Here is a 10,751-nt window from a genome sequence, read left to right as displayed (position 1 = left end):
TGTCTAGTCCTGAAATAGGTTTACACCTGTTTCATCTCAAAGCGCCCGATGCACCGCATCGGGCGTTTTGTATTTCAGAGACAAATGAGGTCGCTTACGGTTATAAATTTCTATCGACTCCTCGACCATGCGCTTGGCTTGGGCAAGGTCTTTGGGACGGTGTAAAAGAAACTCCGTTTTCAGAATCCCATTCACCCGTTCCGCTAGGGCATTCTGGTAGCAGTCGTAGCCATCAGTCATCGAACACCTGACGCCGTGCTTGGCATGCAGCCTCTGGTAGAGATCAGAGCAGTATTGCGAGCCCCGATCAGAGTGATGTACCAGCGGCTGATTGCTTCTTCGATGCCGAAGGGCTTTGGTCATTGCCTGGATGACTGACTCGGTATGCAGGCTTTCATGCACATGATGGCCGACTATTTTGCGCGAAAACGCATCGGTGACCAGGCTCACATAAGCGACGCTTTGTTCGGTAGGCAAGTAGGTTATATCTGCTACCCATACCTGTTCAGGCCCCGTGGCAGTGACTTGGTCAGGGCCGGGTTTGAGCCGATTCGGATGTCGACGGAAGCGATGATGACTATCGGTAGTCTTGTGATAAGCGCGTTTGCGTAGGACCAGTTGTCGATGGTCTCGCAAGATATCGAACAACCGATCTCGACCTACCGTTCGCGTCAGTTCAGGTTCGGACTGCATGAGGCCATGCAGCTTGCGGGTGCCCAACCGGGGCATTTCAAGGCGTGTCTCCAGCACAAACCCCAGCACCTTTTGCGCGTGGCTAGCTTGCGCGTCGTAAGCTCGATTGCGCTTGTAATACGCCTGCCGTGAGATGCCCAAAAACTGGCAAGCCCTGGTAACACTCAGGCCTTCGATTTGCCCTTGGCTGAGGACCTGCCGGATCGCTTTTTTACGACAGAAACACCGTAATCGTTCTTCAGCACGTCAACGACAGCTTCAAAAAATTGGGCTTTCTGGTTGGCAAGGGCCAGCTTTTCTTCCAGCTCCTTGATTCGCTGCTCTGGTGTCAGCGGCAAATTTGGCTCGGCCATCGGTCGATTCCTCTGGGCACGAATGGAGGCGCCTTGGCTCCAGTCCTGCCTTCCATGCTTGCGTAACCACACCAACACAGTCGACCGACCCTGAATCCCATAACGCCGTTGAGCCTCTTTATAACTCAGTTCGCCCTTTTCAACTTGATCGACGACCGCCAATTTAAAGCCCAGCGTGTAATCACGCTGACTGCGCCTTTTTCCTGATTCCATTGGTTCCTCCTGAGGATAGGTCAGAAGGTGTAAACCTTATTCAGGACGAGACATCGTTCACAAAAAAGCCGCTTACAAGCGGCTTTTTTGCGCCTGGGATTTTTCAGGGCTGTTCATCGCAACCAAGACCCGGCAAGCTCGGTCCAACCCACATTCATGGAAAGTCCCGGAGGGTAGGATGGTGCAGTTGTGTTCAATCGAACAGGCGGTGGATGAGGTGCTCGAGCGCCTGCCCGCGCATATCCACCTCGGCATGCCCCTTGGGCTGGGCAAACCCAATCTGTTCGCCAACGCGCTGTACCGGCGCATCGCGCAACTGCCCGAGCGACAGCTGACCATATACACCGCCTTGAGCCTGGGGCGGCCGACCTTGGGCGATGGGTTGCAGAAGCGCTTCCTCGAACCCTTCGTCGAACGGGTCTTTGGCGATTATCCCGAACTCGATTACCTGGCCGACCTGCAGCGCGACAGCCTGCCGGCCAATATCCGCGTCCAACAATTCTTCATGCAGCCCGGCAGCCTTTTACACAGCGCGTCGGCCCAGCAGGACTATGTCAGCAGTAACTACAGCCACGCGGCCCGGGACATCAACGGGGCAGGCTTGAACCTGATCGCCCAACTGGTGGCGAGCGACCCGGAGCACCTGGATCGGCTTAGCCTGAGTTGCAATCCGGACATTACCCTGGATCTGTTGCCGATGATCGCCAAGCGGCGCGAGGCGGGGGAGACCATTCTCATGGTGGGCCAGGTCCACAGCGACTTGCCGTACATGCCCGGTGACGCGGAAATCGGCATCGACGGCTTCGACTTGTTGATCGACGAGAAGGACAGCCACACGTTGTTTTCCACGCCCAACATGCCGGTGGGGTTCCAGGATCACTTGATCGGCCTGCATGCCAGCACCCTGGTGCGCGATGGCGGTACGTTGCAAATCGGCATCGGCTCCATGGGCGACGCACTGACAGCGGCACTGCTGGCGCGCCAAGCCGATAACGCCGGTTACCAGGCTCTGTTGGCGGAACTGAACCTCAGCCAGTGGGCGCAATTGATCGAGCGCGAAGGCGGGGTCGAGCCTTTCGCCAAGGGGTTGTACGGTTGCAGTGAGATGTTCGTCAACGGTTTGCTGGTGCTGGCGGAAGCAGGAATTATCCGGCGCAAGGTCTACCCCGACGAGCCGACCCAGGAGCGGGCCATTGCCGGAACCCTCGACGAGGCGGCGCAACCCGATGGCATCTGCATTCATGGCGGGTTCTTCCTCGGCCCGCGCAGTTTCTACGAGCGCTTGCGCGAGTTGCCGCAGAGCCGTCTGCTTGAATTCAACATGACGCGTATCAGCTACATCAACGAGCTGTACGGTCAGGAGCAGCTCAAGCGCTTGCAGCGCCTCGATGCTCGGTTCATCAACACGGTCTTCACCATGACTTTGATGGGCGCGGGAGTGGCTGACCAATTGGAAAACGGGCGGGTGCTCAGCGGCGTCGGTGGGCAGTATAACTTCGTCGCCCAGGGCCACGCGCTGGAAGGGGCGCGTTCGATACTGCTGTTGCGTAGCTGGCGGGAATCGGGAGGGGTGGTCAGTTCGAACATTGTCTGGGAATACGGTCACTGCACGATTCCACGCCATTTGCGTGACATTGTGGTAACCGAGTACGGCATCGCCGACCTGCGGGGCAAGACCGACGCCGCGGTGATCGAGGCGTTGCTGAACATCAGCGATTCACGCTTCCAACCCGGATTGATCGAGCAAGCGCAAAATGCCGGCAAGCTGCCGAAGGACTTTCGCCTCGATCCACGCTTTGCCGACAACACCTCGGAGCGTTTGCAGGGGATCCAGGCGCGGCATCCCAACCTGTTTCCGGAGTACCCGTTGGGCTGTGATTTCGATGAGGTCGAGCGGGACTTATTGCGGGCGCTGAATTGGCTGAAAAGCAAATTCAAGCTCACCGAGATCCTGGATCTGGGCAAAGCCGCCCTGGATGCGCCGCAGCCCTGGGAGTATGCCGGGCATCTGGAGCGAATGCAGCTGACGAGCCCGGAGGGGCTGAAGGAAGAGCTGTATCAGCGGCTGTTGCTGGCGGGGCTCAAGGCGACTGCGCCTTAGAAATCGACCATCCCCTGTGGGAGCGAGCAGGCTCGCTCCCACAGGGGAATGGGTATTAGTCGAGGAAGGTCACAACCCCACCCGCCAACGACTTCACCCGGGCCAACGATTCGACGCGATAGCCCTGGGCATCCAGTTCGGCGCGGCCGCCCTGGAACGACTTCTCGATCACGATCCCCAGCCCGGCGACGGTGGCGCCGGCCTGCTTGATGATGGAAATCAGCGCCTGGGAGGCTTTGCCGTTGGCCAGGAAATCATCAATGATCAGCACGCGGTCGCTGCTGGTCAGGTGGCGCGGGCTGATGGCGACGGTGCTTTCGGTCTTCTTGGTGAAGGAATACACGGTGGCCGACAGCAGGTTCTCCGTCAGGGTCAGGGACTGTTGCTTGCGGGCGAAGATCACCGGCACGCCAAGATTCAGCCCGGTCATGATCGCCGGGGCGATGCCCGAGGCTTCGATGGTGACGATCTTGGTGATGCCCGAATCCTTGAACAGTGCGGCAAATTCATCACCGATCAGCTTCATCAACTGCGGATCGATCTGGTGGTTGAGAAACGCATCGACCTTCAATACCTGGTCGGACAGCACGATGCCTAGCTCTCGGATTTTCTGGTGCAGGGCTTCCATGAAGCCTCCTCTGGGACGCGTTCAGCGCCTGAAATAGTGGAAGATTCTAGCGCTTCAACATCGCGCGTATATCCGCCAGGGCACTGTTGCCGCGAACGGCTTTGACCTCTGTCGGCGTGTCGTCGTTGCCTTCCCAGGCCAGGTCGTCCGGCGGCAACTCATCGAGGAAGCGGCTCGGGGCGCAGTCGATCACTTCGCCGTATTGCTTGCGCTTGGCGGCGAAGGTGAAGGCCAGCGTCTGGCGCGCCCGGGTAATCCCGACGTAGGCCAGGCGCCGTTCTTCTTCGATGGTGTCGGCCTCGATGCTGGAACGGTGCGGCAGGATTTCTTCTTCCATGCCCATGATGAACACGTAGGGAAACTCCAGGCCTTTGGAGGCGTGCAGCGTCATCATCTGCACACCTTCGGCGCCTTCTTCCTCTTCCTGCTGGCGTTCGAGCATGTCCCGCAGCACGAGCTTGCCGATGGCGTCCTCGACGGTCATGTCGCCGTCTTCGTCTTTTTCCAAGGTGTTCTTCAACGCCTCGATCAAGAACCAGACGTTGCTCATGCGGTAGTCGGCGGCCTTGTCGCTGGAGCTGTTGGTGCGCAGCCAGTTTTCGTAGTCGATGTCCATGACCATGCTGCGCAGCGCAGAGATCGGATCTTCCCCGGCGCACTGCTCGCGGACCTTGTCCATGAAACGCTTGAAGCGCGCCAGGCGATCGGTGAAGCGGCTGTCCAAATGCTCGCCAAGGCCGATTTCGTCGGTGGCGGCGTACATCGAGATCTTGCGCTCGGTGGCGTAGTTGCCGAGTTTTTCCAGGGTGGTCGAACCGATTTCCCGGCGCGGCACGTTGATCACCCGCAAGAAGGCGTTGTCGTCGTCCGGGTTCACGATCAGGCGGAAGTAGGCCATCAGGTCCTTCACTTCCTGGCGGCCGAAAAAGCTGTTGCCCCCCGACAGACGATAGGGAACCTGGTGATGCTGCAGTTTCAGCTCGATCAGCTTGGCCTGGTAGTTGCCGCGGTACAGGATCGCAAAATCGCTGTACGGCCGGTCGGTGCGCAAGTGCAGGCTGAGGATTTCCATGGCCACGCGCTCGGCTTCGGCGTCTTCGTTGCGGCAACGGATCACGCGGATCTCGTCGCCGTGGCCCATCTCGCTCCACAGTTGTTTTTCGAACTCATGGGGGTTGTTGGAAATCAGCACGTTGGCGCAGCGCAGGATCCGGCTGGTGGAGCGGTAGTTCTGTTCCAGCATCACCACTTTGAGCGACGGGTAGTCTTCCTTGAGCAGCATCAGGTTTTCCGGCCGCGCGCCGCGCCAGGCGTAAATCGACTGGTCATCGTCGCCCACCACGGTGAACTGGTTGCGTTTGCCGATCAGCAGTTTCACCAGCAGATACTGGCTGGCGTTGGTGTCCTGGTATTCGTCCACGAGCAGGTAGCGGACCTTGTTCTGCCATTTCTCGAGGATGTCGGCGTGGTCCTGGAACAGTTTGACCGGCAACAGGATCAGGTCGTCGAAGTCCACCGCATTGAACGCCTTGAGCGTGCGCTGGTAATGGGCGTAGACGATGGCGGCGGTCTGTTCCTTGGGGTTGCGGGCGTTTTCCAGTGCTTCGGGCGGCAGGATCAGGTCGTTTTTCCAGGCGCCGATCATGTTCTTGATCTCATCCACGCCGTCGTCGCCGGAATATTCCTTCTGCATGATGTCCGTCATCAGGGCCTTGACGTCGGCCTCGTCGAATATCGAGAAGCCCGGTTTGTAGCCCAGCCGCGCATGTTCCTTGCGGATGATGTTCAAGCCCAGGTTGTGGAAGGTGCAGACCGTCAGGCCGCGACCTTCGCCGGCGCGCAGCAGGCCGCCGACCCGCTCTTTCATTTCCCGGGCGGCCTTATTGGTGAAGGTCATGGCGACGATGTACTGGGCGCGGATGCCACAATTCTGGATCAGGTGCGCGATCTTGCGGGTGATCACGCTGGTCTTGCCGGAGCCTGCACCGGCGAGCACCAAAAGAGGGCCGCCGACATAGTTCACGGCTTCTTGCTGCCGGGGGTTGAGTCGGGACATGACAGGGTTCAGGGAGTCGTTTGCGAAATGGGCCGGCATTTTAACAGGCTCTGAGAATTGTGCTGCCCTGTCCGACTTGTGACGTTGCGCATCATTGCAATTGCCGCTTTCGTCACTTTCCCTCAGGATGCGGACGGAAATTGGTTCCAACGTTCGTTTTTTGAGATGAAAAACCTTCAAAAAGCGGGTATGTGAGAACCATTGGCATTGGTGATTGCCCATCGGCGCGTCATAATGCCCCGCGCCTACCACCTTGCAGAGTCTAGGGAGTCAGCTTGTCCACGCCTGTCGAACCCTTGCGTTTGCTGTTGTTGGCCGAAACGCCTGAGTGGTCAGCGATATTGCGCGAGTGCCTGGCGCCCATGGGGCCCTCGGTCGTGTTGATCAGCGCCCCGAACTGGGACTCGGTCAGCAGCTTGTTCGAGGACAACCGCAACGCGGTGCTGCTCACTGTTGCCGCCCAGCAGCCGGCACCGGGTCGTTGTCGTTTGCCGACAGTTCTGTTGCTCGAGCATGAACCTTCGGTTTCCCCGGATGGCGTCAGCGACTGGCTGGTGCGCGACGCCCTCGATGAGGCGACCCTGCGTCGTTGCCTGCGTCACGTGCGCGAGCGGGGGATGCTCGAAAACACCCTGCAACGGCTCGCCGAGCAGGACCCGTTGACAGGCATCGCCAACCGCCAGGGTTTTCAGACCTTGCTGGCGGCTCGCCTGGCTGAAAACGAAGGCCGTGGCCTGGCCCTGGGTCACCTGGACCTCGACAATTTCCGCCACGCCAATGACGCCCTCGGCCACCAGGCCGGCGATCGGCTGATCCTGCAGGTTGTCTCGCGGCTCAAAGGCGCGCTTGAGGCCGGTGATCAGCTGGCACGGCTGGGGAGCGACGAGTTCGCCTTGTTGATCGACACCCGCCGGGCGCCTCAGCGAGCGGAGTGGATGGCCGAGCGCATCATCGAAGCCATGGCCGAACCCTACTGGGTCGACGGTGAAAGCCTGTTGATCGGTTGCAGCCTGGGCATTGCCCACGCCCGGGCGCAAGCCGGTGCGGACCCCTTGATGTGGCACGCCCACATCGCCATGCAGCAGGCCAAGAGCACCCAGGGCTGCACCTTTCATATTTTCAACGAGCGCATCAACCGCAACGCCCGCAGCCTCGCCGACCTGGAAAGCGAGCTGCGGCGGGCGTTGCGACGTGATGAGCTGGAATTGCATTACCAGCCTCGGCTGAACCTGGCAGATGGCACGATTGTCGGCCTCGAAGCCCTGGTGCGCTGGCGCCATGGCGAGCGCGGCTTGTTGCCACCGAGTGAGTTCGTGCCGCTGGCCGAGCAGAGCGGGCTCATCGTGCCATTGGGTTACTGGGTGATTGCCCGGGCCCTTCGGGACATGCAGGACCTGCGTGAACGTGGGCAGGCGCCGTTGCACATGGCGATCAACCTGTCGTTCCGGCAGTTCCAGGACAGCCAGTTGCTGCCGACCCTGAGCCGGTTGATCGCCGAGCGGGGTGTCGAGGCCCAATGGCTGGAGTTCGAGCTCACCGAAACCGCCGTGATGCGTCGCAGCGAACTGGTCAAACAGACCATGGACGCCCTGGGTCGCCTGGGGGTACGGTTCTCCCTGGATGATTTCGGCACCGGATTCTCCTCGTTCGTGCACCTCAACAGCCTGCCCATCGCCCTGCTCAAGATCGACAAGAGCTTCGTCGGCGGCATGGAGCAGCGCGAAGAGAACCGCAAGCTGGTCCACGCAATGATCAACCTGGCCCATAACCTCAACCTCGAGGTGGTGGCCGAAGGCGTCGAGACACGCGAGCAACTGGAGTTGCTGCGCGGTTTCGGATGCGATCAGGTGCAGGGGTTCCTGATCAGCAAGCCTTTGCCGCTGGCGGAGTTGGTTGAATACCTGATGTCCGAGGATGATGGGCAATCCACGGTGGAAGTGAGTTGATCAAGACCCTGTGGGAGCGAGCTTGCTCGCGTTGGCGATATGTCTGTCACATAGATCTTGACTGACACACCGCTATCGCGAGCAAGCTCGCTCCCACAGGGGAAATGTTTCACTCGGCCTGGATCGCTTCGAAACTGGGCTGCCCCGGCTCGCTGCGAATCATCCGCTTCATCTTCCACTCGAACGCCAACGTCAGGCTCACCGCCGCGCAGGCCAGGCCCAGGGCGAGGCCCCACCAGACGCCGGTCGGGCCCCAATGCAAATGGAACGCCATCCACCACGCCGCCGGCGCGCCGATCAACCAATAGCAACCCAGGCCCACCAGGAACGTGGTCTTGGCGTCCTTCAATCCGCGGATGCAGCCCATCGCGATGGTTTGTGTGCCGTCGAACAGCTCGAACCACGCCGCCACGGCCAACAGGCTCACCGCCAGGTCGATGACCGCCCGGAACGCCGGGTCCTCATGGTCCAGGAACAGGCCGATCAATTGATTCGGCAGCAGCCAGAACACCATGGCGAACGCCAGCATGGCGGCCGCGCCAAAACCAATCCCGACCCTCCCGGCCAGGCGCGCCATGAGCAATTGCCCGGCACCGTAATGCTGGCCGATACGCATGGTGATGGCGTAGGACATGCCCGCCGGAACCATGAAGGCCACCGAGACGATTTGCAGCGCGATCTGGTGGGCCGCCAGCGGCGTGCTGCCCATGGTGCCCATGCACAGGGCGGCGAATGCGAACAGGCCGACTTCCACCGCGTAAGTACCACCAATCGGCAAGCCCAGTCGCCACAGTTCCTTGAGGTATTGGCGATTGGGTCGCGACAGGCCGGCAAGCAATGGATAAGCGCGGTAGGCCGAGTGCCGATGAATGTGCCAGGCCAGCGCCAGGGCCATGCAGTTGGCGACGATGGCCGTGACCAGGCCGATCCCCATCAGGCCGAGCTTCGGCAGGCCGAACATGCCGGTGATGAGCGCATAGTTGAGAAGGAAGTTGGCCACCGTGCCGCCGAGGCTGATCACCATCACCGGCGTGGCCCGCCCGATGGCGCTGGTAAAGCCACGCAGGGCCATGAAACTCAGGTAACCGGGCAGGGCGAACGGCAGTGCCAGCAGGAATTGCCCGGCAGAGAGCACGTTGGTTTCGGTTTGGCCGAACATCAACAGCACCGGCTTGAGATTCCACAACAGCAGGCCCGCCACCAGCGCCATCAACCACGCCAGCCATAATCCGGCCTGGGTCAGCCGGGTGGCGCCTACGATGTCGCCCGCGCCCTGGCGGATCGCTACCAGGGTGCCCACCGCCGCGATCACGCCGATGCAGAAAATCGATACGAATGAATAGCTCGCCGCCCCGAGCCCGCCGCCGGCCAGGGCTTCGGGGCTCAGGCGAGCCATCATCAGGGTGTCCGTCAGCACCATCAGCATGTGCGCCAACTGCGAAGCAATCAACGGTCCCGCCAGGCGCAGGATGGCCCAGAGTTCGGTACGCACAGGATGCCGCATGATCATCACACTCCATGTTCCAGCAAGGCAGTAAGACGAAGATTTTCGGCCCTCCCGCCGGATTGCACAAAAGGATAAAAAAGATCGCTGGCATGATTAAAACTCATGCTGGATGGGTTTCTGGTAGGGTTTGCAAACCACGCCATGGAGCTTTTGCGATGTCTCGCCGTCTTCCTCCGCTTTATGCGCTACGGGCATTCGAAGCCGCGGCGCGCTACAGCTCGTTTACCCGCGCCGCCGAGGAGCTGTCGATCACTCAGAGCGCCGTCAGCCGGCACATCCGCACACTGGAAGATCACTTTGCCTGTCGACTGTTCCAGCGCAGCGGGCGCAACCTGCAACTGACCGAGTCGGCGCGCCTGCTGCTGCCGGGCGTGCGGGAGGGCTTCATGGCGCTGGAGCGGGCTTGCCACACATTGCACGGAGAAGACGGCATCCTGCGGATGAAGGCGCCATCGACCCTGACCATGCGCTGGCTGCTGGCGCGCCTGAGCCGCTTTCGCCATCTGCAACCGGGCAACGAAGTGCAGCTGACAAGCGCCTGGATGGACATCGACTCGGTGGATTTCAATACCGAGCCCTTCGATTGCGCAGTCCTGCTGGGCAATGGGCATTTCCCTGCGGATTGGGAGGCCAGCCTGCTGTTTCCCGAGGAGTTGATACCGGTCGGCGCTCCGAACCTGCTCAATGACCAACCCTGGGATGTGGCGCGATTGGCCAAGGCCGAGCTATTGCATCCCACTCCGGATCGCCGCGACTGGCGCAATTGGCTGCAGCGCATGGGCTTGGCTGACAAAGTCTCGCTCAGGGGCGGTCAGGTGTTCGATACCCTGGAACTGGGCATGATCGCGGCCGCGCGCGGCTACGGCGTGTCCATGGGCGATTTGTTGATGGTGGCCGAGGACGTTGCCCAGGGGCGCTTGAGCCTGCCATGGCCAACAGCTGTCGCCAGCGGCGAGCATTACTACCTGGTCTGGCCGAAAACCCGGCCCGGGGGTGAACGTTTGCGCCGGCTCAGCGACTTTCTCCAGAGCGAGGTGAAGGCCATGCAACTACCTGAGGTCAAGCGCCTGGGCTGAAACGTTGCAGTCGCCGTGCTAGCCACTTGGTATTATTCCTTCCAAAGCCCTCAAGTATTCGGCGTTACGGCCGAAGGTGAACATAGAACCTTCGTTCAGAAAGGGCCAATACCTACCTCATCGAATCAGATGCCGAGCGTGCGATGTGATCAAGATGATCCAGTCTCTCGGCCAGGAG

7 protein-coding genes are annotated in these 10,751 nt (G+C 60.5%); 3 read left to right on the top strand and 4 right to left on the bottom strand.

Annotation, left to right across the window (positions count from 1 at the left end):
* Positions 1-36 precede the first annotated feature (36 nt).
* Positions 37-1,259 (bottom strand): IS3 family transposase gene (locus tag ACLK1G_RS09300; RefSeq protein ID WP_420765165.1). Its coding sequence is split into 2 segments (ribosomal slippage): positions 37-908 and positions 908-1,259, totalling 1,224 coding nucleotides; the frame shifts between segments, so codons are not numbered across the junction.
* A 178-nt stretch (positions 1,260-1,437) separates the two neighbouring features.
* Between ACLK1G_RS09300 and ACLK1G_RS09295 the strand changes: the two genes are divergently transcribed.
* Positions 1,438-3,360 carry an acetyl-CoA hydrolase/transferase C-terminal domain-containing protein gene (locus ACLK1G_RS09295; protein ID WP_420765164.1) on the top strand — a complete coding sequence of 641 codons (1,923 nt, stop codon included), beginning with the start codon at positions 1,438-1,440 and terminating at the stop codon, positions 3,358-3,360.
* Between the two features lie 55 nt (positions 3,361-3,415).
* On the opposite strand, the gene ACLK1G_RS09290 is transcribed toward ACLK1G_RS09295, so the two are convergent.
* Together ACLK1G_RS09290 and rep are read right to left on the bottom strand one after the other, a co-directional pair.
* The gene (locus tag ACLK1G_RS09290; protein WP_420765163.1) at positions 3,416-3,988 is read right to left on the bottom strand and encodes a xanthine phosphoribosyltransferase; all 573 of its coding nucleotides are present in this window, start codon (positions 3,986-3,988) and stop codon (positions 3,416-3,418) included.
* A 46-nt stretch (positions 3,989-4,034) separates the two neighbouring features.
* Positions 4,035-6,044 carry a DNA helicase Rep gene (gene rep, locus ACLK1G_RS09285; protein ID WP_420765162.1) on the bottom strand — a complete coding sequence of 670 codons (2,010 nt, stop codon included), beginning with the start codon at positions 6,042-6,044 and terminating at the stop codon, positions 4,035-4,037.
* Between the two features lie 275 nt (positions 6,045-6,319).
* Here rep and ACLK1G_RS09280 point away from each other — a divergent pair, with 275 nt between their 5' ends.
* Positions 6,320-7,990, top strand: a complete 1,671-nt coding sequence (locus ACLK1G_RS09280) for a putative bifunctional diguanylate cyclase/phosphodiesterase (RefSeq protein WP_420765161.1) — start codon at positions 6,320-6,322, stop codon at positions 7,988-7,990.
* A gap of 109 nt (positions 7,991-8,099) precedes the next feature.
* Here ACLK1G_RS09280 and ACLK1G_RS09275 read toward each other — a convergent pair whose 3' ends face one another.
* On the bottom strand, positions 8,100-9,500 hold the full coding sequence (locus ACLK1G_RS09275) for a NorM family multidrug efflux MATE transporter (protein ID WP_420765160.1): 1,401 nt from the start codon (positions 9,498-9,500) through the stop codon (positions 8,100-8,102).
* 152 nt (positions 9,501-9,652) lie between these two features.
* Between ACLK1G_RS09275 and ACLK1G_RS09270 the strand changes: the two genes are divergently transcribed.
* Complete coding sequence (locus ACLK1G_RS09270; RefSeq protein WP_420765159.1) at positions 9,653-10,573, top strand: LysR substrate-binding domain-containing protein; 921 nt, start codon at positions 9,653-9,655, stop codon at positions 10,571-10,573.
* Positions 10,574-10,751 lie beyond the last annotated feature (178 nt).

It is taken from the genome of Pseudomonas algeriensis, assembly GCF_048847255.1.
In the GTDB taxonomy this organism is placed as follows: domain Bacteria; phylum Pseudomonadota; class Gammaproteobacteria; order Pseudomonadales; family Pseudomonadaceae; genus Aquipseudomonas.
This window is presented reverse-complemented; position numbering and strand designations above follow the sequence as displayed.